The sequence below is a fragment of the Embleya sp. NPDC059237 genome (assembly GCF_042754105.1).
Lineage (GTDB): Bacteria > Actinomycetota > Actinomycetes > Streptomycetales > Streptomycetaceae > Embleya.
On record NZ_JBHZAE010000004.1, the window covers coordinates 670570 to 696150 of the forward strand.

At 70.6% G+C, this 25581-nt stretch carries 23 protein-coding genes; 5 read left to right on the forward strand and 18 right to left on the reverse strand.

All coding sequences use genetic code 11. The features are described from left to right. Positions 1-29: 29 nt before the first annotated feature. Complete coding sequence (locus ACFXKZ_RS17015; RefSeq protein ID WP_380001076.1) at positions 30-995, reverse strand: helix-turn-helix transcriptional regulator; 966 nt, start codon at positions 993-995, stop codon at positions 30-32. Continuing rightward, a complete protein-coding gene (locus ACFXKZ_RS17020; protein WP_380001078.1) occupies positions 992-1975 on the reverse strand; it encodes a helix-turn-helix transcriptional regulator in 984 nt (327 codons plus the stop codon). Before ACFXKZ_RS17020 ends, ACFXKZ_RS17015 begins: the two co-directional genes overlap by 4 nt. Before the next feature lie 127 nt (positions 1976-2102). Between ACFXKZ_RS17020 and ACFXKZ_RS17025 the strand changes: the two genes are divergently transcribed. Beyond that, positions 2103-3188 carry a DUF3866 family protein gene (locus ACFXKZ_RS17025; protein ID WP_380001080.1) on the forward strand — a complete coding sequence of 362 codons (1086 nt, stop codon included), beginning with the start codon at positions 2103-2105 and terminating at the stop codon, positions 3186-3188. A gap of 600 nt (positions 3189-3788) precedes the next feature. On the opposite strand, the gene ACFXKZ_RS17030 is transcribed toward ACFXKZ_RS17025, so the two are convergent. The 5 genes from ACFXKZ_RS17030 to ACFXKZ_RS17050 form a co-directional block, all read right to left on the reverse strand. Next, the gene (locus tag ACFXKZ_RS17030) at positions 3789-4166 is read right to left on the reverse strand and encodes an FKBP-type peptidyl-prolyl cis-trans isomerase (protein ID WP_380001082.1); all 378 of its coding nucleotides are present in this window, start codon (positions 4164-4166) and stop codon (positions 3789-3791) included. Positions 4167-4248: 82 nt separating this feature from the next. Then, positions 4249-5061, reverse strand: coding sequence for an FKBP-type peptidyl-prolyl cis-trans isomerase (locus ACFXKZ_RS17035; protein ID WP_380001084.1), 813 nt, complete (start codon positions 5059-5061; stop codon positions 4249-4251). Between the two features lie 179 nt (positions 5062-5240). Then, positions 5241-6077 carry an ABC transporter ATP-binding protein gene (locus ACFXKZ_RS17040; protein ID WP_246126500.1) on the reverse strand — a complete coding sequence of 279 codons (837 nt, stop codon included), beginning with the start codon at positions 6075-6077 and terminating at the stop codon, positions 5241-5243. A gap of 99 nt (positions 6078-6176) precedes the next feature. Then, a complete protein-coding gene (gene pafA / locus ACFXKZ_RS17045; RefSeq protein ID WP_078978599.1) occupies positions 6177-7538 on the reverse strand; it encodes a Pup--protein ligase in 1362 nt (453 codons plus the stop codon). Positions 7539-7547: 9 nt separating this feature from the next. After that, entirely contained in the window at positions 7548-8822 is a 1275-nt protein-coding gene (locus ACFXKZ_RS17050) for an MFS transporter (protein WP_380001087.1), read from the reverse strand. 144 nt (positions 8823-8966) lie between these two features. Here ACFXKZ_RS17050 and ACFXKZ_RS17055 point away from each other — a divergent pair, with 144 nt between their 5' ends. After that, positions 8967-9989, forward strand: a complete 1023-nt coding sequence (locus ACFXKZ_RS17055) for a LacI family DNA-binding transcriptional regulator (RefSeq protein ID WP_380001090.1) — start codon at positions 8967-8969, stop codon at positions 9987-9989. A gap of 109 nt (positions 9990-10098) precedes the next feature. Here the strand turns inward: ACFXKZ_RS17055 and prcA are convergent, their stop codons facing one another. The 6 genes from prcA to arc all read right to left on the reverse strand — a co-directional run bounded on the left by prcA (position 10099) and on the right by arc (position 16229). Continuing rightward, positions 10099-10878 carry a proteasome subunit alpha gene (gene prcA / locus ACFXKZ_RS17060; RefSeq protein WP_380001093.1) on the reverse strand — a complete coding sequence of 260 codons (780 nt, stop codon included), beginning with the start codon at positions 10876-10878 and terminating at the stop codon, positions 10099-10101. A 64-nt stretch (positions 10879-10942) separates the two neighbouring features. Then, entirely contained in the window at positions 10943-11788 is an 846-nt protein-coding gene (gene prcB / locus ACFXKZ_RS17065) for a proteasome subunit beta (RefSeq protein ID WP_380001095.1), read from the reverse strand. Continuing rightward, complete coding sequence (locus ACFXKZ_RS17070) at positions 11740-12345, reverse strand: endonuclease VII domain-containing protein (protein ID WP_380001097.1); 606 nt, start codon at positions 12343-12345, stop codon at positions 11740-11742. The genes prcB and ACFXKZ_RS17070 overlap by 49 nt, the downstream gene beginning before the upstream one ends. A 6-nt stretch (positions 12346-12351) precedes the next feature. Further along, a complete protein-coding gene (locus ACFXKZ_RS17075) occupies positions 12352-12561 on the reverse strand; it encodes a ubiquitin-like protein Pup (protein ID WP_078978594.1) in 210 nt (69 codons plus the stop codon). 175 nt (positions 12562-12736) lie between these two features. Beyond that, positions 12737-14242 carry a depupylase/deamidase Dop gene (gene dop / locus ACFXKZ_RS17080; protein ID WP_078978593.1) on the reverse strand — a complete coding sequence of 502 codons (1506 nt, stop codon included), beginning with the start codon at positions 14240-14242 and terminating at the stop codon, positions 12737-12739. 220 nt (positions 14243-14462) lie between these two features. Beyond that, entirely contained in the window at positions 14463-16229 is a 1767-nt protein-coding gene (arc, locus tag ACFXKZ_RS17085) for a proteasome ATPase (protein WP_380001099.1), read from the reverse strand. 224 nt (positions 16230-16453) lie between these two features. Between arc and ACFXKZ_RS17090 the strand changes: the two genes are divergently transcribed. Continuing rightward, entirely contained in the window at positions 16454-16741 is a 288-nt protein-coding gene (locus ACFXKZ_RS17090) for a ferredoxin (RefSeq protein ID WP_078978591.1), read from the forward strand. A gap of 33 nt (positions 16742-16774) precedes the next feature. Here ACFXKZ_RS17090 and ACFXKZ_RS17095 read toward each other — a convergent pair whose 3' ends face one another. After that, complete coding sequence (locus tag ACFXKZ_RS17095; protein ID WP_380001102.1) at positions 16775-17506, reverse strand: hypothetical protein; 732 nt, start codon at positions 17504-17506, stop codon at positions 16775-16777. A gap of 128 nt (positions 17507-17634) precedes the next feature. Then, entirely contained in the window at positions 17635-18543 is a 909-nt protein-coding gene (locus tag ACFXKZ_RS17100) for a tRNA (adenine-N1)-methyltransferase (protein WP_380001104.1), read from the reverse strand. 95 nt (positions 18544-18638) lie between these two features. On the opposite strand from ACFXKZ_RS17100, the gene ACFXKZ_RS17105 reads away from it, so the two are divergent. Then, positions 18639-19814, forward strand: a complete 1176-nt coding sequence (locus ACFXKZ_RS17105) for a M50 family metallopeptidase (protein ID WP_380001106.1) — start codon at positions 18639-18641, stop codon at positions 19812-19814. Between the two features lie 609 nt (positions 19815-20423). Here the strand turns inward: ACFXKZ_RS17105 and ACFXKZ_RS17110 are convergent. Then, entirely contained in the window at positions 20424-21863 is a 1440-nt protein-coding gene (locus tag ACFXKZ_RS17110) for a cellulase family glycosylhydrolase (protein ID WP_380001108.1), read from the reverse strand. Positions 21864-22033: 170 nt separating this feature from the next. On the opposite strand from ACFXKZ_RS17110, the gene ACFXKZ_RS17115 reads away from it, so the two are divergent. Then, positions 22034-22945, forward strand: a complete 912-nt coding sequence (locus ACFXKZ_RS17115) for a RecB family exonuclease (RefSeq protein WP_380001110.1) — start codon at positions 22034-22036, stop codon at positions 22943-22945. Between the two features lie 30 nt (positions 22946-22975). Here ACFXKZ_RS17115 and ACFXKZ_RS17120 read toward each other — a convergent pair whose 3' ends face one another. Beyond that, positions 22976-23653, reverse strand: a complete 678-nt coding sequence (locus tag ACFXKZ_RS17120; protein ID WP_078978583.1) for a response regulator transcription factor — start codon at positions 23651-23653, stop codon at positions 22976-22978. Then, positions 23650-25023, reverse strand: a complete 1374-nt coding sequence (locus ACFXKZ_RS17125; RefSeq protein WP_380001112.1) for a histidine kinase — start codon at positions 25021-25023, stop codon at positions 23650-23652. Before ACFXKZ_RS17125 ends, ACFXKZ_RS17120 begins: the two co-directional genes overlap by 4 nt. Positions 25024-25581 lie beyond the last annotated feature (558 nt).

Sequence of the window (25581 nt, forward strand, 5' to 3'; positions counted from 1 at the left end):
ACAGTCGCCCGCGGACCCGGCCGCTCGGTCTAGTCCGCGTAGGCCGCGAGCGCAGCCGACGCGGTGCGTCGTACATCGTCGACCAGCTCCGGCGGGGAGATCACCCTGCCGTGTCCGCCCAGGCGCAACGCCAGCCGCCGGATCCCGGCGGGGTCGGGCGTGCGCAGGGTCAGCCGCAGACCGCCGTCGGCCAACTCCTCGACCTTGTCGTAGCGGTAGTACTCGGTGACCCAGCGCCCGCCGGGCCCCAGTTCGAGCACCACCTCGATGCCGTCGGCGGCGGTCGGCGCGAAACCGTCGGCCAGGTCGAGCGGTTCGATCGGCTGCGGCTCGGACGCCTCGTCCAGCAGCACCGCCTCGGCGACCCGGTCGAGCCGGAACAACCGACGCCCCTCGGCCTGGCGACACCACGCCACCAGGTAGGTGTGTCCGTCGACCAGGACCAGCCGGATCGGGTCCACCTCGCGCTCGGTGATCTCGTCCCGGCGCGGCACGTAGTAGCGCAGCCGCAACCGGCGCTTCTCGCTCACCGCGCGGTCCATCGTGGCGAACGCCGACTCCTGGGCGGCGTCGTCGCCCTCGAACTCGACGGTCACCCCCTCGGCGGCGCGCGCCGCCTCGCCGGCCGCGTCCTCCAGCTTGGCGGTCACCCGGCCCAGCGCCACCTTGTCCCGCTCGCGCAGCCCGGACAGCCCGGCCAGCGCGCGCAGCGCCACAAGCAGCGCCAACGCCTCGTGCGGGGCCAGGCGCACCGGGCGCACCGGGGCGTCGGCGTTGTCCAGGAAGACCCGGCCCTCGAAGTCGACGTGCGGCTCCAGGAGGTCGTCGGCCATGAAGCTGGTGCCGCACATGTGCAGGGTGCCCAGGTCCGCCTCGACCTGGGTCACCGGCAGACCGAAGGCGCGCGCCACGTCGTCGAGTTGGGTGCCCGGGCGCTCGCGCAGGTAGGCCACCAGGGACAACAACCGTCGGGTGTCGTCGATCGCGTTGCTCATCCGGCCTTCACCTGTCCCGTCGCCCCGTGGGCGGCCTCGCGCAGTTGCGCGACCACGGCGTCGCGCAGGTGGGGCGGCTCCAGCACGACCACGTCGGGGCCGAACTCGGCGAGCCAGTGGTGCAGTCCGTGTCCGTGACTCATCTCCAACTCGTCCCAGCCCTCGCCGGCCGGACGCACCGCGCTCGCGCGCGCCCGCAGCGGGAACCCCGCGCCGGCGCGCACCCGGATCCGGGCGATGCCCTCACCGCCCTCGCCGGCGAAGCGCGCGACCTGGGCGCGCACGTCCACCTTCGCCGGCACCTCGGCCGAGAACGGCTCCTTCAGCGGCTTCGGCTTGGGCTTGTCGGCGATCCGATCCAGCCGGAACACCCGCTGCTCGCCCCGGTCGCGGGCGAAGCCGACCAGGTACCAGCGGCCGCGCCAGCAGCTCATCCCCCACGGCTCGACCACCCGCGCGGTGACCTCCGCGGCGCCCGAGCGGCGGTAGGCGAACTGGATCGGCCTGCGGGTGCGCAGCGCGTCCAGGAGCGGACCGAACGCCGGCTCGCGGGCGGTGACCCTGGGCTCGACGCTGGTCAGCGGGGCCGAGTCGATCTCCACGCCTGCGGCCTTGAGCTTGTACAGCGCACCGGTGGCGGCGCCGGCCAGCGCGGACTGCTGCCAGGCGCCGGCGGCCAGGGCGAGCGCCGCGGCCTCCTCCGGGTCCAGCTCCACCGGGGGCAGCGTGTTCGCCTCGGGACGGATGCGGTAGCCGTCGGCCGACTCGATCAGCGGGTCGTTGGCACCGGTCTCGACGATGAAGCCGAGCTCGCGTACGTCGTCCTTGTCCCGCTCGAACATGCGGTCGAAGGCTTCGTCGGACGTGCACAGCCGATACGACTCGATCGACTGCCGCAACTCTTCCTTGGTGACGTAGCGACGGGCGGCGAGCAGGCACATGACCAGACTCACCAACCGCTCCTGCTTCGGAATCGCCATCAGATCCCAGTCCCTCCCACACGGCGCAGCCCCGACCGTACCGCGTTCGGCGCGCGGGTTGGTCCCGGCCGCCGATCTGCCCCCCGAGTTCGCCCGCCGCAGGCCGGCGCCGTTAGGCTCTCGGACCGTGATCACCTGGCGACGCGGCGAAGTGACGGCGATCCGACGGGCCTGGCGCGGGGCCGTGGAGGTGACGGTGGCGGTGCCCGAACCCGAGCCCGCCCGCACGTTGCGCGCGATCGCCTACCCGCACCTGACCGGCACCCCCGAGGTCGGCGACACGGTGCTGCTCAACACCACCGCGCAGGACATGGGCCTGGGCACCGGCGGCTACGCGCTGGTGGTGGCGTTGCCCGAGCGGCTGCCCGCGGACCCGCCGCCCGGGCCGGGGCATGTGGTCAAGGCCCGCTACACCCCGATGCAGGCGGTGGTGCTCGGCGTCGACGAGCAGGACTCGCCGCACCACGCCACGCTGAGCGCGGCCGACTCGCTCGACGGCATGCCGGTGGTGGTCGCCGACCTGCACTCGGCGCTGCCCGCGATCTGCGCCGGGATCCGCGCCGCGCGCCCGGACGCGCGCGTGGTGTACGTGATGACCGACGGCGGCACACTGCCGCTGTGGTTCTCGATGACCGTCGACACGCTGCGCACGCACGGATGGCTGGCCGCCTCGATCACCGTCGGCCAGGCGCTGGGCGGCGACCTGGAGGCGGTCACCCTGCACACCGGCCTGCTGGCCGCGCGCCATGTCGAACACGCCGACGTGGCGATCGTCGCGCAGGGCCCGGGCAACCTGGGCACGGGCACCCGGTGGGGCTTCTCCGGAGTCGCGGCGGGCGAGGCGATCAACGCGATCGCCACGCTCGGCGGGCGCCCGGTCGCGTCGCTGCGCATCTCCGACGCCGACGGCCGCGAACGCCACCGCGGCGTCTCCCACCACAGCCTCACCGCATACGGCCGAGTAGCCCTGGCCGCGGCAGACGTGATCGTCCCGATCCTCCCCGAACCCCTGGCGACACAGGTGGCAGCCGACATCACCCCACTACAAGCCCGCCACCGCATCCACATGGAACCCACCGAAGCCCTGAACGAAGCCCTACAAACCAGCCCGGCCCCCCTATCCACCATGGGCCGCCCTCTGGAAGCCGACCACGCCTACTTCCTGGCCGCAGCCGCAGCCGGCCACTGGGCCGCAACCCAACTCCCCACCTGACCCAACCAACACACCCAGTCCGACCGGCACATCCAGCCCGCCCGGCGGCTTGAGAACAGCAGGCCGGCCAAGAACACCACCAGCCCAGCGCCAAAAACAGCCAGCCCCACTCCCAGCCCGCCCGGCGCTTAAAAACAGCAGGCCCCGGGCCGGCCAACCCCCAACCCGCCCGGCATCGAGACCACGCAGCCCAACCCCCAGCCCGCCCGGCGCTTAAAAACAGCAGGCCCCGGACCGGCCGACACCCAGCCCGCCCAGCGTCGAGACCAGGCAGCCCAACCCCAGCCCGCCCGGCGCTTGAGGACAGCAGGCCGCAGGCCGGCCAACACCCAGCCCGCCCGGCATCGAGACCACGCAGCCCAACCCCCAGCCCGCCCGGCGCTTAAAAACAGCAGGCCCCGGGCCGGCCGACACCCAGCCCGCCCAGCGTCGAGACCAGGCAGCCCAACCCCAGCCCGTCCGGCGCTTGAGGACAGCGGGCCGCAGGCCGGCCGACACCCAACCGCCGAGCGCATGAGGACCCGCCGCCCGCCGGCCAGGAACGCAAACGGCCCCGATCCGCGCAGCGTGTGCGCGAACCGGGGCCGTCGACGAGTGCGGCTAGCGCACGCCCAGCAGGTCCACCACGAAGATCAGCGTCTCGCCCGGCGCGATCGCCCCCGGCGATCCGCGGTCCCCGTACGCCAGGTGCGCCGGAATGACCAGCTTGCGCCGACCCCCGACCTTCATCCCCTGCACGCCGCGGTCCCAGCCCTCGATGACCTGCCCGACACCGAGCCGGAAGTCCAGCGGCCGGCCACGGTTCCAGGACGCGTCGAACTCCTCACCGGAGGAGAACGACACGCCGACGTAGTGCACGCTGACGTCCTGGCCCGCCTGGGCCACCGCGCCGTCGCCCTCCCAGATCTCGGTGATCTCCAGGTCGGCGGGCACGCCGCCCTCGGGGAAGTCGATCTCGGGCTTCGTAAGCTTGCTCACAGCGGTATCCGTATCCGTTCGAGTACTGAATGCGCGTCCAACGTACCGGGCGACCCGCCCGGTCCGACCACCACACCGACCGTCAGGCGGCCGTACCGCCCAGCGCGTCGACGATGTCCACGACGAACACCAGCGTCGAGTTGGCCGGGATTGTCGGCGGCTTGCCCTCGGCGCCGTAGCCCTTGTCCGCGGGCAGCACCAGCAGGAGGCGGCTGCCGACCTTCTGGCCCACCAGACCCTCGTCCCACCCGGGCACGACCTGGCCGACACCGATCTTGAACGCGGTCGCGCCGTTGTGGTCCCACGACGAGTCGAACTTGGTGCCCTTGTCGAAGAGTGCGCCGGTGTACTGCGCCACCAGCGTCTGGCCCTTCTGGACCACCGGGCCGGTGCCCTCGATCAGCGGCTGCACGACCAGCTTGGTCGGCGCGGCGGTGCCCGGCGGGATGGAGATCTCCGCGGCCTTGCCCGACTCGACCTTCGCCACCGGCAGACCGGCCGGCGGGGTCACCGCGGCGCCCTTGGCCTCGGCCTTGCTGTCGATCGTCTTGGTCGACCGCAGGTCCAGCATCAGCACGACGGCCTGCTTTTCCTGGGTCACCTTGGCCGGGACCACCACGAGCATCCGGGTGCCGACCTTCTTGCCGATTATCCCCTGCCCGATCTCCTTCAGGAGCTCCGCGCTGCCCGCCTGGAAGACCTCGGGGGTCTTGGTGTCGTACGAGTTGCCCGCGTCCGTGCCGTCCCAGTTCTTGCCGACGGTGTCCGCGACGACGTAATCGTCCTTCTTGATCACATCGCCGGTGCCCTCGATGAGGATCTTGGTCGTCGTCTTGTCGCCGGACTTCCCCTTGGGGATCTTGATGTCCGGCTTCTGCCCGAAGGCACCGGTCACGATGGGTGTAACGGTTTTTCCTCCGTCGTCATCGCCACACGCGACCGCGGTGAAGGCCAGTGCGGGGACCAGAAGGAGCGCAGCGAGACGGCGCACGATGTTCCTCTGCTGAGATGGACAAGGACCGGGACACTCTATGGGGTCCCGATGTGAGGGCGACGTGAAGACGACAATCGCGTTCAGGCCACTTCGCGACCCGGCCGGCGCAACCGCGCCGCCCAGCGCCCGTCCTCGGCGCGCACCGTCAGCGGAATCCCGAAACACTCGCTGAGGTTGGCGTCGGTCATCACCTCGCGCACCGGCCCCGCGGCCACCGTCGCACCGCGCCGCAGCAACAACGCGTGGGACACCGCGGTGGGCAACTCCTCCAGGTGGTGCGTCACGATCACCAGGGTCAACCGCGGATATTCGCGCGTCAGCGAGTCGATCGCCTCGAGCAGTTCCTCACGGCTGGGCAGATCCAGCGCGTTGGCCGGCTCGTCGAGCAGCAGCAGCCTGGGATCGGGCATCAGCGCCCGGGCGATCCGGGCTCGGCCGCGCTCACCCTGCGAACACACCGCGATCTCGCGCCGCGCCAACCGCTCCAGACCGAGCAGCGCGATCAACTCCGCAGCCCGGGCGTGTTCGGCCGGTCCGTACTTGCCGTACAGGGGCTGCACCGTGCCGCTCGCGCCGGTGAGCACATAGTCGGTCACCGTCAGGTATTCGGGCACCCGCAGCGCCGCGTTGACCGCGCCCACCTGCGCCCGGACCTCGCGCACGTCGACCTTGCCGAGCCGCTTGCCCAGCACCGTCACCGCGCCGTTGCCCGGAAAACGCAACGCGCCCGCCAACGCCAGGATCGTGCTCTTGCCCGCGCCGTTGTGCCCCAGCAGCGCCCAGCGCTCGCCCTCGCGAACCGTCCAGTCCACGCCGACGAGCATGTCGGTGCGCCCGGCGGGCCCGTGCGCCCACACGTCCACCCCGTCGAGCTCGAAGACGGGCGGAGCGATGTCCCATGCAGGTGTATCGACCATCGATCAAGCATGCCGGCCGCCCACCCGGCTCCCGACGCGGGAGGGGGTGGGCGGCGGCCTCGTCTCACATGCCGGCCGGCGCGGGTCGAGACGCCCGGCTCACATGCTGGCGATCAGCTTCTCCACGCGGTCGTCCACCGACCGGAAGGGGTCCTTGCACAGCACGGTGCGCTGCGCCTGGTCGTTGAGCTTGAGGTGCACCCAGTCGACGGTGAAGTCGCGCCGCTGCTCCTGAGCCTTCTTGATGAACTCGCCGCGCAGCCGCGCCCGAGTGGTCTGCGGCGGCAGCGACTTCGCCTCGAAGATCTTCAGGTCGTTGCCGATCCGGTCGACCTGTCCGCGTCGCTCCATCAGGTAGTAGAGCCCTCGGCGCCGGTGGATGTCGTGGTAGGCGAGGTCTATCTGCGCCACCCGCGGCGAGGACATGGGCAGGTTGTGCTTGGCCCGATAGCGCTCGATCAGCTGATACTTGATCACCCAGTCGATCTCGCGCCCGACCAGATCGAGATTGCCGGAGTCGATCGCCTCGAGGGTGCGCTCCCACAGATCGAGCACCTTCTCGACCGTGCCGGTGCGGATGCCCCGGCGATCGGCGAACTCCTGCGCCTTGGTCAGGTATTCGCGCTGGATGTCCAACGCGCTGGCCTCGCGGCCGTTGGCCAGCCGCACCTTGCGCGAGCCGGTCATGTCGTGGCTGACCTCACGGATCGCCCGGATCGGGTTCTCCAGGGTCAGGTCGCGCATGACGATCCCGGCCTCGATCATCCGCAACACCAGGTCGGTCGAGCCGACCTTGAGCAGCGTGGTGGGCTCGGCCATGTTGGAGTCGCCGACGATCACATGCAGTCGCCGATAGCGCTCGGCGTCGGCATGCGGTTCGTCGCGCGTGTTGATTATCGGACGGGAACGGGTCGTGGCGGAACTGACGCCCTCCCAAATGTGTTCGGCGCGCTGACTCACGCAGTACACCGCACCGCGCGGCGTCTGGAGCACCTTGCCCGCGCCGCACAACATCTGACGAGTCACCAGGAACGGGATGAGCACGTCGGCGAGCCGGGAGAATTCCCCGTGCCGCGCCACACAATAGTTCTCGTGGCAACCGTAGGAGTTGCCGGCGGAATCGGTGTTGTTCTTGAAGAGATACACGTCACCCGCGATGCCCTCTTCGTGCAGCCGCCGTTCGGCGTCGACGAGAAGACCCTCGAGAATGCGCTCACCGGCCTTGTCGTGCACGACAAGTTCCGGCACCGAGTCGCACTCGGGCGTCGCGTATTCGGGGTGGCTGCCCACGTCCAGATACAGCCGGGCCCCATTGCGTAGGAAGACATTGCTGCTTCGGCCCCACGAAACGACTCGGCGGAAGAGGTACCGCGCCACCTCGTCCGGGGAGAGCCTGCGCTGCCCCCGGAACGTACAGGTGACGCCGTACTCGTTCTCCAGCCCGAAGATGCGGCGGTCCATGCTGCAACATTACGCCGACGACGCGCCGTTCCGGGACAACTCCGCGTCGGTGGTTTTCACAAGCTGGATCACGTTTGGGATCAGCCGGCCCCGACCGGCCAGCAATACCAGCAATCCGAGCCCCGCACCGACCCCCGCGACCGCGAACGCACCCCGCGCGCCGGCCACTTCCCCGGCCCAGCCGGCCACCGCCATGCCCAGCGCCGCGCCCGCGCCCATCGCGGCCACCAGCCACGCGAACGCCTCGGTCACCGTGCCGCGCGGCGCCAACTCGTCGATCAGCGTGAACACGCACGCGATCGCCGGCGCCAGGAACACCCCCGACAACACCGCAAGCGGCATCATCAACCACGGCCCGGGCACCACGATCAGCGGCAGGTAACACACCGTCAGCCACCCCATGAACCACAACAACCGGCGGGCCGGTGGGGTACGCCAGGCCCGTACCCCGTGCACGAGACCACCCAGAAGCGCGCCGAACGACATCGCCGCCAGGAACACCCCCGACAGCGCGTCCGAGCCCTCGCGGTCGGCGTACGCCACCGCCGCCACGCTCAACACGCCCAGCGCGACCCCGGCCAGCGTGAAGGCCGGCAGCACCACGCGCAGACCGGGCGAGCGCAGCGCCCCGGCCCAGTGCGGCGTGTGCGGCTCGCCGCGCCAGACCCGCGACGGGTGCGAGGTGGCCACGATCAGCGTGCCCGCGACGCCGACCAACCCGGTCAGCAGCACGGCCAGCTGCGCCGAACCCAGCTGGACCACGACCACCACGATCAGCGGCCCCACGGTGAACAGCACCTCCTGGGCGGCGGCGTCCAGCGCATAGGCGGCCTGCACCCGCTCGGGGGTGAGCACCGAGGGCCACAGCGCCCGCAACCCGGCCTCCAGCGGCGGCGTGGTGAAGCCCGCCACCAGCACCGCCGCCACCGCCACCGGGAGCGGATGGGCACCCACCAGCGCGAACACCGCGTAGGCCAGCGCGGACACCGTCGCCGAACCGATCAGCACCCGGGTCTGCCCGCGCCGGTCCATCCACCGCCCGAGCACCGGTTGCCCCGCCGCACTGGCCAGCCCGTACACCGCGGACAACGCGCCCGCCAGGCCGTAGCCGCCACCGTCCGCGCGCACCAGCAGCAGCACCGCCAACGCACCCATGCCGTTGGGCAGTCGCCCGAACAGCGTCCCGCCGAGCAGCCGCCCCGCGTAGGGCACGCGCAGCAGCTCCAGATAGGTCCGCATCCGCGGATACCGCCCTCCCGTGCCGCACTCGACACATCCGCTCATCCCGAAGTCATACGTATGACTATCCCGTATCACTGTGCCCGCCCGGTCGGCCGCATGGCAAGCGCGTTCTAGGCTGGACCCGCCCCGCCACCCCGCCCCGCCAGCACCCGCCACCCCGCCCCGACTCCGCCGCCCGAGGTCACCGTGCCGCCGCCCCCGCCCCCCGCCGGTCGCCCGACCAGCAAGGACGTCGCCCGACACGCCGGCGTGTCGCAGTCCACCGTGTCCCTCGTCCTCGCCGGCAAATGGCGCGGCCGGGTCTCCCCCGCCACCGTCGAGACCGTGCGTGAGGCGGCCGCGGCCCTCGACTACCGGCCCAACACGTCGGCGCGATCGCTGCGCCTGGGCCGCACCCGCACCGTGATGCTCGTCGTACCGGTGCTCACCTCGCCGTTCTTCGGCGCCGTGCACAGCGGCGCCGCCCGAGTGGCGGCCGAACGCGACTTCGGCGTCGTCGTCTACCCCACCCTCGACGGCGCCGACCTGGCCCCCAACGCCTTCTCCCCGGCCGCCATCGACGGCGTACTCGCCTCCTCGATGGCCGCCGAACCACTGGACGTGCTGCGCTCCGCCGGACCCGGCACCGGCCACCTGCCCCTGGTCATGCTCGACAGCGAACCCGGACACGGCCTGCCGACCGTCAACCACGACGTCGCCGAGGGCATGCGCACGATCGCGCGGCACGTGATCGGCCTCGGCCACCGGCGCGTGGCCCGGCTGCGCTCCACCGTGCGGACCTGGACGTTCGAGGCCCGCGACGCGGCCTTCCGCGCCGCGCTCGGCCCCGCCGAGGTGGTCGCCGAGGCATCGGCCCCGCTGACCCTGGACGGCGGGCGCGAGGCGGCGCTGAGCCTGCTCGCCGCGCCCATCCGACCCACCGTGCTCGTGTGCGACGACGACCTCCAGGCGGCCGGCGCCTACAAGGCCGCCCGCACACTGGGCCTGCGCGTGCCCGACGACCTGTCCGTCACCGGCTTCGACGACATGCGCTACGCGCGCGTGGTCGAGCCCGAACTGACCACCTTCCGGCTGCCCGCCATCGAACTGGGCACCCGCGGCATGAGCGCGCTGCTCGACCTGCTCGACACCGGCGACGCGGGCCCCGACGTGGTCCTGCCCGGCGAGCTGGTGATCCGCGGCTCCACCGCGCCCCCGACATCGGCCTGACCCCGCCGGCGCCGCCCACACGCGTCAGGGCCCGCACACCGAGGCGGTGTACGGGCCCTGTGACGGGATCCGGGCGGATGGGGCGCCCGGGAGCGGAAAACCCGCGGGACTACTCCTCGCCGGCCTCGGGAGCGGTCTCCGGCGCGGCCTCGGCCGCCCCCTTCTCCGCCGCCGCCTCGCCGGTCGGCTCGGCCTCGCCGAGCAGGCGGGTCAACTGACCGCCCACCAGACGCTTGAACTTGCGCTGCTGCGGCCTGGTGCGGTCCAGCGTCGCGACCTCCAGCTGCGAGGCCGTGATGGAGCGCTTCTCGCCGACACCGTCGCGCGAGAGGGCGTCGACCGCCACCTTGAGCGCGTCCTCCAGCGACAACCCCTCGCGGTGCCGGCGCTTGAGCTGGTCGGTGATCTGCTCGACGTTGCCGCCCATCGCCACGTAGTTGTGCTCGTCGGCGACCGAACCGTCGTAGGTGAGCCGATAGATCTGGTCGTCCTCGGGCGCGGCGCCCACCTCGGCGACGATCAGCTCCACCTCGTAGGGCTTCTCCCCCCCGCTGGAGAAGATCGTGCCCAGCGTCTGCGCGTACACGTTCGCCAGGCCGCGAGCGGTGACGTCGTTGCGCGCGTACGAGTAGCCGCGGATGTCGGCGTAGCGCACGCCGCCGATCCGCAGGTTCTCGAACTCGTTGTACTTGCCCACCGCGGCGAACGCGATGCGGTCGTAGATCTCACTGATCTTGTGCAGGGCGCGAGAGTAGTTCTCCGCCACGAACAGGATGCCGTCCGCGTAGGTCAGCACGACCACGCTGCGGCCCCGGGCGATGCCCTTGCGGGCATAGTCGGCCCGGTCCGCCATGGCCTGCTGCGGCGACACATAGAAGGGCGTCGTCACCGTGGAGTCCTTTTCGTCGAAGCCGGTCTCGAAGGGTCGGCTGGTGGGGTCGTCGACATCGACGTCAGGTCAGCGGGGCGGTCGGGCCGTCGGGGGCGTCCATGCGGGCGTTCACCACGGTCCGGACGATGGCACCGACCTCATCGGAGGAGAGCCGCCGGATGCCGTCCTCGGTCACCAGGGTGACCACCGGGTAGATCCGTCGGGTCAGGTCGGGACCACCGGTGGCGGAGTCGTCGTCGGCCGCGTCGTAGAGCGCCTGGATGCACACCTGCACGATGCCGTCGGCGTCCAGACCGGAGCGGTAGAGCTTCTTCAGCGCGCCCCGGGCGAACAACGAGCCCGAACCGACCGCGTGGAAGCCGTGCTCCTCCGACCGGCCGCCGGTGACGTCGTAGCTGAAGATCCGCCCGACCCCGCCGTCCACGTCGAAGCCGGCGAACAGCGGAACCACCGCGAGGCCCTGCATGGCCATGCCGAGGTTGCCGCGGATCATCTGCGACAGTCGGTTGGCCTTGCCCTCCAGCGAGAGCGTGGTGCCCTCGATCTTCTCGTAGTGCTCGAGTTCGACCTGGAACAGCCGGACCATCTCGACCGCGAGCCCGGCGGTGCCGGCGATGCCCACGACCGAGTACTCGTCGGCCGGGAACACCTTCTCGATGTCCCGCTGTGCGATCAGGTTCCCCATCGTGGCCCGCCGGTCACCGGCCATCACCACGCCACCGTCGAATGTCGCGGTCACGATCGTCGTACCGTGCGGCGCCTCGATCGTCACGGGCTGCAGCGGCGGCGTCCTACGCGCGGGCAACAGCTCGGGCCGATACGCGTCGAGGAATTCGGCGAACGAGGACGACCCGGGGGTCAGGAAGGCAGCCGGTAGACGCCCGGTGCCACGAGTGTTGGCTTCCACACGATCCCTTCCACATAGGTTGCGGCCCGGCGCAACGCGTCGGGTCGATCCTTGAACTTGCCCAGTCCTGCATTGCAGTTGAAGCAGAGTATGGCTCGGACCCTACCGGTTTCGTGATCATGATCGACGTGTTCGGGCCGGGTGGACTGACAGATCGGACATACGCCCATTTGGTCGGCGAGCATGCGCTTCAGGTCGGCCTCGGTGAGACCGTATTTGCGCATGAAGTATCCGGCTCGCCCGTCGATTTTACGACAGGATTTACAGTGCGCCGCCAAACCGTCCCACTGGCGGGAGCTTTTATGCCATTCGGAATGCGGTTTGATCCGTTCGCATTTCGGACAGCGCTTATGGCCGTCCGGCACGTCCACTTTGGGTCGAACCTTGAAGCCGGCCCGCTCCCGCCGAGCCCGATAGGAGATCGCCGCACGCCGCCGATTGCATTCAAGGCAATAGAATGAAAGCCCGTCGGGACTCTTCGCGTTGGATCCGAAGTCCAGAGCGGGCTTCCACTCCTTACAATCAGGGCAATTCTTGCCCGATTTCAAATCGGACATTTACCTCTATTCACCACCTTTCTGAACAAATCCCCTCACGAACTCCTCGGCGTTCTCCTCGAGCACCTCGTCAATTTCGTCCAATACCGCGTCGACGTCGTCCGTCAACTTTTCGTGCCGTTCCTGCACGTCCGACTGGGCTTCGGCGGTGGTCTCCTCGACCTCTTCCGAGCGCTTTGTCGCGCGCTGTTGACCGCCGCTGTCCTTAGTGGCCATGTCACTCACCCCACCTTGAGATCATTTCCTTGAACCGGTGCTTATCCATTCCCTGGAGGATCCACACCCCCGATCCCGAAGGATCGGGGGTGTAAGTGCCAACGAGTGTCGGATGCCCGGTGTTCCGGAACACGATTTATCCGTCCGTTCGCTTTGTTCCCGCGAACGGGCGAGGTCACCCACCCGTGAGCGCGCGGACCAGATCCTCGGCGGTGCGGCAGCGGTCGAGCAGGTCCTTCACGTGGGCCTTCGTCCCGCGCAGCGGCTCCAGGGTGGGTACCCGCTGGAGCGAGTCGTGACCGGCGACGTCGAAGATCACCGAGTCCCACGAGGCCGCCGCGACCTCGTCGGCGTACTGCTCCAGACACCGGCCGCGGAAGTAGGCCCTGGTGTCCTCCGGCGGCAGATGCACCGCGCGCTGCACCTCGGCCTCGCCGGCGATCCGCTCGAAGCGGTCCTCCAGCTTGTTGTACAGCCCCTTGTCGGGCCGTACGTCGGCGTACTGGAGGTCGACCAGGTGCAGCCTCGGCGCGTCCCAGTCGAGGGCGTCCCGCTGCCGGTAGCCCTCCAGGAGTTGGAGCTTGGCCACCCAGTCCAGCTCGCGCGCCAGCGACATCGGATCGGTCTCCAGGCGGGCGAGCACCGACTCCCAGCGGTCGAGCACGTCCGTGGTGTCGGCGTCGACGTCCTTCCCGAACCGGTTCTCGACGTACTTCCGGGCCAACTCGAGGTATTCGAGCTGGAGCTGGATCGCGGTCAGCTTCCGGCCGCTGCGCAGCGTGATCAGCTGCTTGAGGGTCGGGTCGTGGGACACCTCGTGCAGCGTGCGCACCGGCTGGTCGACGGTCAGGTCGTTGCCCAGGAAGCGGTCCTCGATCATCGACAGGACCAGCGCGGTGGTGCCGAGCTTGAGGTAGGTGGACACCTCGGACAGGTTGGCGTCGCCGATGATCACGTGCAGGCGCCGGTACTTCTCGGCGTCCGCGTGCGGTTCGTCGCGGGTATTGATGATCGGCCGCTTGAGCGTGGTCTCCAGGCCGACCTCGACCTCGAAGTAGTCCGCGCGCTGGCTGATCTGGAAGCCGTGCGTGGAGCCGTCCTGGCCGATGCCCACCCGGCCCGCGCCGCAGATCACCTGCCGGGAGACGAAGAATGGGGTCAGGTGCCGGACGATGTCGGCGAACGGCGTGGCGCGCTGCATGAGGTAGTTCTCATGGGTGCCGTAGGACGCGCCCTTGTTGTCGGTGTTGTTCTTGTAGAGCAGGATCTGCTGCCCGCCGGGCAGCTCGCCGGCCCGGCGTGCGGCCTCGGCCATGATCCGCTCGCCGGCCTTGTCCCAGATCACCGCGTCGCGCGGGTTGGTGGTCTCGGGCGCGCTGTACTCCGGGTGGGCGTGGTCGACGTAGAGCCGAGCGCCGTTGGTCAGGATCACGTTGGCCAGACCGACGTCCTCGTCGGTCAGCTGGCTCGAGTCGGCCAGCTCGCGCGCGAGGTCGAACCCGCGCGCGTCGCGCAGCGGATTCTCCTCCTCGAAGTCCCAGCGGGCCCGGCGGGCCCGCTGCATCGCTGCGGCGTACGCGTTCACGATCTGGGAAGACGTCAACATCGCGTTGGCGTTCGGATGTCCGGGTACGGAGATTCCGTACTCGGTTTCGATGCCCATCACACGCCGGACGGTCATGCGACCCCCTCGTCCCTCACCCGGCCGGTACCCGTCCCACACTCTCCGTGGTCGGGGTACACCCTGGTCATGCTGCCGAGCCTATTGCCGTTGGATTGCCTTGGGGATACGGCCGGAACTATTGCCCTGTGCGGAAGTGTCGTGCCGGCACGGCGCCGCGACCCGTGTTCGACCGGAACACGGGTCGCGGCGGCGGTGGTCAATCGATGCTCGATGGGGATCAGAGGTACTGACCGGTGTTGGCCACCGTGTCGATGGAGCGCCCGGCCTCGTCGCCCTGCTTGCCCGAGACCAGGGTACGGATGTAGACGATCCGCTCGCCCTTCTTGCCGGAGATCCGGGCCCAGTCGTCGGGGTTGGTGGTGTTGGGCAGGTCCTCATTCTCCTTGAACTCGTCGACGCACGCGGCGAGCAGGTGGGCCACCCGGATGCCCTTTTGGCGGTGCTCCAGGAAGTCCTTGATCGCCATCTTCTTCGCGCGACCCACGATGTTCTCGATCATCGCGCCGGAGTTGAAGTCCTTGAAGTACAGGGTCTCCTTGTCACCGTTGGCGTAGGTGACCTCCAGGAAGCGGTTCTCCTCGTTCTCCGAGTACATCCGCTCCACCGCGACCTGGATCATCCCGGTGACCGTGGCGTCGCGGTTGCCGTCGTGTTCGGCCAGGTCGTCGTCGTGCAGCGGCAGCGAGACCTTGAGGTACTTCGCGAAGATGTCCTTGGCCGCCTCGGCGTCCGGACGTTCGATCTTGATCTTCACGTCGAGTCGGCCCGGGCGCAGGATGGCCGGGTCGATCATGTCCTCGCGGTTGGAGGCACCGATGACGATGACGTTCTCCAGGCCCTCCACGCCGTCGATCTCGGACAGCAGCTGGGGGACGATGGTGTTCTCCACGTCCGAGCTGACGCCCGAGCCGCGGGTGCGGAAGAGCGAGTCCATCTCGTCGAAGAAGACGATGACGGGGGTGCCCTCGCTGGCCTTCTCGCGGGCCCGCTGGAAGACCAGGCGGATGTGCCGCTCGGTCTCGCCGACGTACTTGTTGAGAAGTTCGGGGCCCTTGATGTTGAGGAAGTAGCTCTTGCCCTGTTCGTTGCCCTGGGCCTCGGCGACCTTCTTCGCGAGGGAGTTGGCCACGGCCTTGGCGATCAGCGTCTTGCCGCAGCCGGGCGGACCGTAGAGCAGGATGCCCTTGGGCGGGCGCAGCTCGTGTTCCTTGAACAGGTCGGGGTGGAGGTAGGGCAGTTCCACCGCGTCGCGGATCATCTCGATCTGGTTCCGCAGACCGCCGATCTTGGTGTAGTCGATGTCCGGGACCTCTTCGAGGACCAGTTCCTCGACCTCGCTCTTGGGCACCCGCTCGTACACGTAGCCCGAGCGGGAGTCGAGCAGGAGCGAGTCGCCCGCGCGCAGCGGGGCGTCGAGCAGCGGCTCGGCGAGGCGCACCACGCGCTCCTCGTCGGTGTGCCCGATGACCAGGGCGCGTTCGCCGTCCTCGAGGAGTTCCTTGAGCATCACGACGTCGCCGATCAGCTCGTACTCCATGGCGTCGACGACGTTCATGGCCTCGTTGAGCATGACCTCTTGGCCACGCCGGAGTTCGTCGGGCTCGATGTTGGGGCTGACGTTCACGCGCAGCTTGCGCCCGCCGGTGAAGATGTCGGCCGTGCCGTCCTCGTTGGCCTGTAGGAACACGCCGAACCCCGAGGGGGGTTGGGCGAGTCTGTCCACTTCCTCCTTGAGGGCCACGATCTGATCGCGGGCCTCTCGCAAGGTCGCGACCAGTCGCTCGTTTTGTGTGGTCATGCCGGCCAAGGACGTCTGAAGATCGACGACCCGCTCCTCGAGCAAACGGCTCTGGCGCGGTGAGTCGGCGAGCTTGCGACGCAGGACGGCGACTTCCTGCTCTAGAAAAGAAACCTGGCTTACGAGGTCGTCCGTACCCCGAGCCGGCCTCCCACCACGGTTCATGTCGTCGTCGTGGACTGCCACGGCCCTCACCTCCTCCTGGGAGCTGCGACGTCTCCGACCCTACCTATGGCAGGAGGGGTTGAAACCCCTTGATCAGCAAGACTGTCCGGGCGTGTCCGATCTTCACCCGTGCGATTGCCCCCACGCTTGTGAGGATCAGATACCCACCCGACCGCGTCGGGAAGCAGGCGCGAGTAGGGTCTGTTGGTCGCGTGTCGGTACGAATCGGTGAAGAGAGAGGCCGCATGTCCGCGGAAAACGAACCCCTCGAGGTCTGGATCGATCAGGATCTCTGCACCGGGGACGGCATCTGCGTCCAGTACGCGCGGGAGGTCTTCGAGCTGGACATCGACGGGCTGGCGTACGTCAAGGGCGCGGACGACGAGCTGCGCACCGAGCCGGGCGCGGTGGTTCCGGTGCCCGCGCCGCTGCTCGTGGACGTGATCGACGCCACACGCAAGTGTCCCGGGGAATGCATCCACATGCGTCGTGTTTCCGACGGGGTCGAGGTATTCGGGCCGGAAGCCTCCTGAATTCCGCTTTGTGGTCTCGTGTCTGGCGACGCGTCAGATCCGTTGGGCACCGAGTGGAGTCAGTCGCCAGCGCAGTGTCGTGCTCGTGTCGGGGCAGCAGCGCGGGATGTCGGGCGTGGACCAGCCCTGCGCGTGTGCGGTGATCGTGTCGCCGGCGCGGGTGAGGTCGTCGACCAGCAGGCCCTCGTCGGTGCCGAGGAGGGTGGCCACCAGGCGCGGCGCGCCGGCGTCCCAGGCGTAGGCGAGCAGCGCGGTGGGCGGGCTGCCGGAGCCGGCGGCGCAGGTGACGCGGACCACGGTGGGCCCGTCGGGGTCGGTGAGCACGTTGTGGACGCGGGTGCCGACGCCGGGGCAGTCGAGGGGGAGGGCGAGCCCGGCGAGTTCGGCGGCGCTCGGGCCGCCGGCGGGTCGGCGGTTGCCCGCGAGCGGTGCGGCCTGCACCGTCTCGGTGGGTGGGCCGGCCGGTTTTCGCCCCTGCTCGGTGGTGGTGCCGCCGGCGTGGGTGGGTTCGAGGGTGCGCGGCGCGGCCGGGGGGTCCTGTTGGTTGGGGCGGCCCCGGGCCGGTGCGGTGACGCCGGGTATGCCGCCGTCGAGGGATGCGGCGGCCCAGATGACCAGGCCGGTCACCACGATGAACAGGAACACGATGCCCGCGGCGGCGAAGGCGATGCCGTTGCGTACGTCGGGTATCTCGCGGTGCGGGGGGATCGTGGTGTCGGGTGGTCCGTCGGTGGTCGCGAGCCCGCGGGGACTGTCGCCGCGCACGGGCCGGTTCTCAGAGTGATCGTCCGCCACGGTGGATGACGATATGCGGCGGGCCGGGCCCCGGTACAGGGTTCCGGCCCGCCTTGTCTCAACCATTACCGGCGATTCGACCCATCGCTGACGGTGGGTCAGGATGCCGCCGAGTCGCCCGCCTCCGCGCCGGGGCCGGCGTAGTCGTCGCCGTAGGAGCCCTTGGACGGGCGGCGCCGGCGCAGCGGCGGTTCCACCCCGTCGGCCAGTCGGCGGGCGGTGACCAGGAAGCCGGTGTGTCCGATCATCCGGTGGTCGGGGCGCACCGCGAGGCCCTCGACGTGCCAGGAGCGCACCATCGACTCGAACGGCTGCGGTTCGGTGAAGCAGTTCATCACCCGCATGGTCTCCACGGTGCGCGAGAGCTGCGTGGTGGTGGCCACGTAGCAGCACACCAGGCCGCCGGGGGCGAGCGCCTTGTAGACCGCGTCGAGGCATTCCCAGGGCGCGAGCATGTCGAGGATGACGCGGTCGACGCCGGTCTCGACGAGGTTGTCCTGGAGGTCGCCGACGGTCAGCTTCCACGCGGGGTGGGGGGCGCCGAAGTAGCGTTCGACGTTCTTGCGGGCGATGTCCGCGAAGTCCTGTCGGCGTTCGTAGGAGGCGAGCTGCCCGCTGTCGCCGATGGCGCGGAGCAGGAAGGTGCTCAGCGCTCCGGAGCCGACGCCGGCCTCGACGACGCGGGCGCCGGCGAAGATGTCGGCCATCGCGAGGATCTGGCCGGCGTCCTTGGGGTAGATCACCGCGGCGCCGCGGGGCATGGACAGGACGAAGTCGGGGAGCAGAGGTCGCAGCGCGAGGTAGTCGGTGTTCCCGGTGGACCGTACGACGGTTCCTTCGGGGGCGCCGATCAGCGCGTCGTGTTGAAACGAGCCCTTGTGGGTGTGGAACGCCTTGCCCGCTTCGAGGGTGAAGGTGTGGTGGCGGCCCTTGGGATCGGTCAGCTGAACCTGGTCCCCGACCTGGAAGGGTCCGCGCCTGCGCGCGGTACCGGTCGGTTCGGACATGGGGGTCAGCCTAGTCGGTCGGCGGCGACGCTCCGACGCGTGGGTCCGGGGCCCATGGGGGTCGAACCGGGGCTCGGTTGCATAGCATCTTGAGCGTGACTGATTCGAGCAGGCCGCAGGGACGCCGGGTGCGGCAGGACGAGGCTCCGCGCCGGGAGCCGAGGCGTGGCCTGCTCATGGGGCGTCCGTTCGGGGTGCCGGTCTATGTGGCGCCGACGTGGTTCGTGATCGCGGCGGTGATCACCGTGTTGTTCGCGCCGACGTTCCAGAGTCTGTTCCCGGATCTGGGGCCGTGGCGGTTCGTGTTGTCGTTCGGCTTCGCGGTGTTGTTGTACGTGTCGGTGCTGGTGCACGAGTTGGCGCACGCGGTGACGGCGCTGCGGCTGGGTCTGCCGGTGCGGCGGATCACCATCCAGTTCCTGGGCGGGGTGTCGGAGATCGACAAGCCGGAGACGGCGCGGCACGAGTTCCTGGTGTCGGCGGCGGGGCCGGCGTTGTCGTTGGTGCTGGGTGGCGGGTTTTGTCTGATCGGCCTGGCGTTGCACGTGGACACGTTGCCGGGGCGGATGATCGCGTTGTTGGCGGTGTCCAATCTGTTGGTGGCGGCGTTCAATCTGCTGCCGGGGTTGCCGTTGGACGGTGGCCGGATGTTGCGGGCGGTGGTGTGGCGGGTCAGCGGGCGGCCGTTGGCGGGCACGATCGCGGCGTCGTGGGCCGGGCGGGTGCTGGCGGTGGTGGTGCTGGTCGCCGCGGTGGCGTGGTCGTTGGGGGCGGATGCGGGCGCACGCACGTACACGATGATCTTCGGCGCGTTGGTGGCCGGTTTCATGTGGGCGGGGGCGGTGCAGTCGTTGCGGGCGGAGCGGTTGCGCGAGCGGTTGCCGCAGTTGCGGGTGCGGGTGCTGACGCGGCGGGCGATTCCGGTGGCGGCGAGCGTGCCGTTGGCGGAGGCGTTGCGGCGGGCGCACGAGGAGGGGGCGCGGGGGCTGGTGGTGGTGGACGGGGGCGGGGAGCCGGTCGCGCTGGTGCGCGAGTCGGCGGTGTTGGCGACGCCGGAGCATCGGCGGCCGTGGGTGGCGGTGGGGGCGTTGGCGCGGGATCTGGCGGAGGGGATGCGGGTGCCGGCGGATTTGGCGGGTGAGGAGTTGTTGGTGGCGATGCGGGGCGCTCCCGCGAGTGAGTATCTGGTCGTGGAGCCGGATGGGCGGGTGTACGGGGTGCTGGCTCGGACGGATGTGGAGCATGCGTTTTTGGCCATGATGCGAGGGTGAGTGCGGGCTTTTGGCCTCATGCGCCGGCCGGGCTGAGGGGCTCGCTTGCGGCGCGCGTCGAGCTTGCGCCGGGTGGTGGCGCACCTTTTTTGGCCTCGAACGCCGGCCGGGCTGATTCGGCTGCCCCCACCGGGCCGGGGGCGCTGCTTACGACGCGCCCCGAGGTTGCGACGAGTCATCGCGGAACCTTTTTGGCCTCGAACGCCGGCCGGGCTGATTGGGCTGCCCCCACCGGGCCGGGGGCGTTGCTCGCGGCACGGGTCGAAGTTGCGACAGGCGATCGCGGACCCTTTTTCGGCCTCGAACGCCGGCCGGGCTGATTGGGCTGCCCCCGGTCGCGTAGTGGGCGCGGGGGCTGATTGGGCTGCCCGTCGGCCGCGTAGCGGACGCGCACCGCAGCGCAAAGCGGTCCCCCGCGCAGCGCAGCGCCCCGGGCGCGTAGCGGACGGGCGTCTCGGGGCGGAGCGACGACCCGCCGCGGCTGCGAAGCAGACGTGCAGCCCTCCGCCCGCGCCACGACCCACCCCGCGCCGCCCCGCCCTCGCTCACGCCCCCACCGCGCGTAGCCCCTCCCCCATCGCCCCAGCCCACTCCCACCTCCCTACCGGCTCAACGCCCCGGCGTGACCGTCACCGTGTACCGCCCCGCCGCCGAGGTGTCGACGCGGGCGACGGTGCCATGGGTATCCACCCGGGCCCGCCCCGGCCCGGCAACGCGGATTGTCGGGGGTTCGGCGTATACGTCCTTCGGGAGGGTGATCTCCGTTGGAGCATCGGCGCCCCGCCGGGTCGTGAAGGTCAGGGTGTAGGTGCGGGTGTCGATGTCGTAGGTGTACGACTCCGGGTTTCCGGCCACCGCGCGGGCGTAGGGCTGGATCAGGAGTTTGTTGTTGGGCTTCATGCGGCCGTCGGCGTCGAAGGTGCAGTAGCCGCCGCCGTTGCACCATTGCCAGCCGGCCCAGCCGGTGCCGAAGCGGTCCATGGCGGCGGTCATGCGTCGGTAGAACAGCGGGATGTTGGGCAGCGACTGGTCGGGCGGACCCCACTCCCCCACGATCAGCGGCAGTTTGTTCGCCTTGGGGTAGGCGGTGATCGCGGCCTCGTAGTTCTCGATGAAGCCGCCGGCCGGGTCGTAGTCGGCGCCGGTCTCCATGGCGGTCTCGTAGAAGTGCGGGGCGTAGGCGACCTTGTCGTCGCTGATCGGGCCGAGCGCGGTGGGCACGCCGAGGCCGACGATCGGGGTGGGTTCGACGAAGATCCAGTTGCGGCGGTCGACGAGGCGGATCGCGTCGGTGAGCCGGTTCCACGTGTCGGTGATCTGGGTCGATTCGAGCCGGGCGGCGGCGGTGGGGATGTCCTCGCCGTCGCGGAAGCGGCCCATCGGCTCGTTCATCAGGTCGTAGCCGAGCACCGCGGGGTGCCGGCCGAACGTGGCGGCGACCCTGGTCCACATGGCCGCCTGCGCGCGCCGCAGGTCGCGGTCCTCGTACAGGTGGTCGAACGCGGCCTGGACGCCGGGCGTGTAGTACTCGGCGAACCAGTCGCCGGGCACCGGCTCGTACGGCAGGCCCTCGTCGCGGGTGGTCCACTCGGGGTTGCCGCGGTGGTCGGAGAAGTAGGGCCCGTAGACGTCCTGGTGCGCGTCGAGGATCACCTTGACGTCGTACTTCCGGGCCCAGTCGAGGATGCGGCCGATGCGGGCGAGGTAGTCGCGGTCGTAGCGGCCCGGGCGCGGCTCCAGGTCGTCCCAGAAGAACAGCACCCGGGCGAGGTTGAAGCCGCGTGAGGACAGTTCGCGGAACTGGTTCTCGGTGACGTCCTTGAACGCCTGCGCGCCGCGGTGGGCCTTGTCGCCGATGTTGAAGCCGCGCCACTGGGTGGCCCGCCCGTGCTCGTCGGCGATGAAGGTGCGGTCGCCGACGGTGATCTTGTCGGGTCCGCGGCCGTGGTGCCCGCCCTGCGCGTACGCGGGGCCGGGCAGGCCCGCCAGGAGCAGGCCGCCGGCGAGTGTCGCGGCGCCGAGCAGTCGGGTGCGGGTGGGGACGCGCATGGGGCCTCCGTCGTGACGAGGGGTGGGGGACGGGGAGGGCGTGCGTGGGACTCGCGGGCCGGTATCGCGCCTCGCGGAGCCGGACTCTACTGACTGGTAGTCGCGATGGACAGGGCCTTCGACCCGCGCGGGCGCACAGGGTGTCGCCGTGCGCGCATAGGGTGTGCGGCATGAGTGCCAGCTCCTCCGAAGCCGCCGGCGTCGCGTCGGCCGATGTCGATCCCGCCGCCGCGCCGAGTGTCGCGGTGCCCGCCCCGGCCGGTGTGCGGGAGTCGCGGCCGCCGGTGTCGTTGTCGCCGTCGCGGGCGGCCGACTTCATGCAGTGCCCGCTGCTGTATCGGCTGCGGGTGATCGACAAGTTGCCGGAGAAGCCGAGCGCGGCGGCCACGCGCGGCACGGTGGTGCACACCGTCCTGGAGCGGTTGTTCGATCTGCCGAGCGGGCAGCGCACGCCGGAGCGGGCGGTGGCGATGGTGCGGCCGGCGTGGGATGCGTTGTTGGCCGAGCGGCCGGAGCTGGCCGAGTTGTTCGGCGAGGACGTCGCGGGTCTGGGTGCGTGGCTGGCGGACGCCGACAAGCTGGTGGAGCGCTACTTCACGCTGGAGGATCCGAACCGCCTGGAGCCCGCCCGGCGCGAGCTGTACGTGCAGACCACGCTGGAGGACGGCTTGGTGTTGCGCGGGGTGGTGGACCGGCTGGATGTGGCGCCGGGGGGTGATCTGCGGGTGGTGGACTACAAGACGGGCAAGGCGCCGTCGCCGATGTTCCAGGACAAGCCGCTGTTCCAGATGAAGTTCTACGCCCTGGTGTTGTGGCGCCGGCACGGCCGGGTGCCGCGCCGGTTGCAGCTGGTTTATCTGGGCAGCGGCGACGTGATCACCTACGACCCGGACGAGGGCGAGCTGCTCGCGGTCGAGCGCAAGCTGCGCGCGCTGTGGGAGGCGATCGACCTGGCCACGCGCACGGGCGAGTGGCTGCCGCGGAGGTCGAAGTTGTGCGGGTGGTGCGACCACCGGGAGGTGTGCCCCGAGTTCGGTGGCACACCCCCGGTGTATCCGCTGCCGGTGGTGCCGGCCCCGTAGCGGTCCCGTCCGACGGGGCCGGGCGGGCGCTCAGATGGCGCCGGGGCGCACCAGGCCGCTTTCGTAGGCGTACACGGCGGCCTGGACCCGGTCGCGCAGGCCGAGTTTGGTCAGCACGTGGCCGACGTGCGTCTTGACGGTGGTCTCGCTGACGTACAGTTCGGCGGCGATCTCCGCGTTGGACATCCCGCGCGCGACCAGGCGCAGCACCTCCACCTCGCGCTCGGTGAGCATCGCGAGCGTGTCGGGGGTGGGGTCCTCGGCGGAGGGCAGCCGGGCGGCGTACATGTCGAGCAGGCGCCGGGTGATGCTGGGCGCGAGCAGCGCCTCGCCCTCGGCGATGACCCGGATGGCGGCGACGAGGTCGTCGGCGGGCACGTCCTTGAGCAGGAAGCCGCTGGCGCCCGCGCGCAGCGCCTCGACCACGTATTCGTCGAGGTCGAACGTGGTGAGCACGAGGACGCGGGCGGCGTTTTCCCCGTCGCGGCCCGATCCGGCGATCCGGCGGGTGGCCTCGACGCCGTCCATCCGGGGCATGCGGATGTCCATCAGCACCACGTCGGGTTGTAGGGCGCGGACCTGTTCGACGGCCTGTTCGCCGTCGGCGGCCTCGCCGACGACGGCGATGTCGGGCTCGGCCTCCAGGATCATCCGGAAGCCGGTGCGCAGCAGCGGCTGATCGTCGACCAGGATGACGCGGATCGTCATGGGCGGGTCTGCTCCAGTCGGTCGGGGGCGACACCGTCCGGCGGGGCGGCGGTGTCGGTGGGGTTCGTGGCGGACAGGGGGATGCGGGCCAGGACTTCGAAGCCGTCCTGGGCGCGGGGGCCTGCGTACAGGCGTCCACCGTAGAGGGAGACCCTCTCACGCATGCCGAGCAGGCCGTGTCCGGTGCGTTCGCCGGTGGGCGCGGTGCTGCCGCCGCGGCCGTCGTCGGCGACGCGGACCAGGAGTTCGGTGCGGCTGTAGCGCAGCAGCACCCGGGCCTCGGCGGGGCCGGCGTGCTTGAGCGTGTTCGTGAGGGCTTCCTGGACGATCCGGTAGGCGGCGAGGTCGATGCCGGGCGGCAGGGCGCAGGGGGCGCCCTCCAGGGACAGCTCGACGGGCAGGCCGGCCTCGCGGACCTGGGTGACGAGGGTGTCGAGTTGGTCCAGGCCGGGTTGGGGGGCGTTGTGTCCCTCGTTGGGGCCGCCGACGGCGTCGGTGGTGTCGCGCAGGATGCCGACGAGGCGGCGCATCTCGACGAGGGCGCCGCGGCCGGTCTGTTCGACGGCGGCCATCGCCTCCTTGGCCCGGTCGGGGTTGCGCGCGACCATGCGCTGCGCGGCGGAGGCCTGCACGGTCATCACCGAGACGTGGTGGGCGACGACGTCGTGCAGTTCGCGGGCGATGCGGCCGCGTTCCTCGGCGATCGCGGCGCGGGTGTCGGCTTCGCGGGTGCGTTCCAGGCGGTCGGCGCGGGCCTCGAGTTCGGCGGTGTAGGCGCGGCGGAAGCCGACGCTGCGGGCGAAGGCCCAGACGGCGAAGATCGCGGCGAGGTTGGCCACCACGTCGAGGAAGACGATGTCGCTGTCGCGGAGCGCGAGCCAGACGACGGTGGCGCTCTCGGTGAAGCCGAGCGCGACGGCGGCGGGCACGCGGGAGCGGCCGACGGCGACGGCGTACAGCGCGACGATCTGGCCGATGCCGGCGCCCGCGGACTCGTAGTGCGCGCCGGCGAGGAGCAGCCCCGCGGCGCTGACCGCGACGAGGACGCGCAGCGAGTGCGCGCCGCGCCACAGCAGCGGCACGGCGGTCAGCAGGGCGAGCAGTACGCCCCACACGTCGGGGTCGCGCACGTCGCGCAGGCCGAGTTCGCGAAAGTACAGGCCGCCGACGGCGAAGACGGACAGCAGGACGACCAGGGCCAGGTCGAGCACGGTGGGGCGCGGCCAGGGTTGCCGCGCGTCGCGGCCGAGTTCGTGGACGATGTCGGCGAGGCCGGCGCGTGGTCGCACGACCCGGGGCGCGAGATCGCTCGGGGCGGGTCGGTCTGAGGTCCCGGCGGGGGTGTCCGGGTCGGGGGTCACGGCGCGCACGTCTCTTACGGTAGGGCCCCCGGCCGGGGGTTTTGACCCCCTGGGGCCTTGGTCTCGTCCCCTGGGAGGAGCGGTGGGGCGATCTCCTCCCAGGGGCGGAGTCGCGGTCCGTACTCAACGGTGTGGCGGGGCGCGCGAGGGAGTGCGGACAACGCGAGGGACTTCCCTGAAGCCCTGCCCTTTCCGATCGCGAACACTGGACATCACACGGGGAACCCGGCAACGGGAACCACGGGCAGTACTACGGGGGTAGTACTACGGGGGTCCGATTCCTTCGGGGATCGGGCGGAGCACGACCGGGAGACCTCTCGGCGGTCACGGGGACGGGGGAAACCGCCGCCGGGAGGTCGACAGGTCCGACGGGGAACTGCGGGTCGGAGCACGGGGGCTCCGATTCGGGGGAACACGGGGACCCGGGAACCGCGATTCGGGGGAATCGCGGGGAACGAATCCGGGGAGTACGGGAACCGCGGTTCGGGGGAACCGCGGGGAACGAGCAAAGCAGTACGGGGAAACACGGGGATGTGGGAGCGGGCGGGCCTTCGGGGCCGCCCGCTC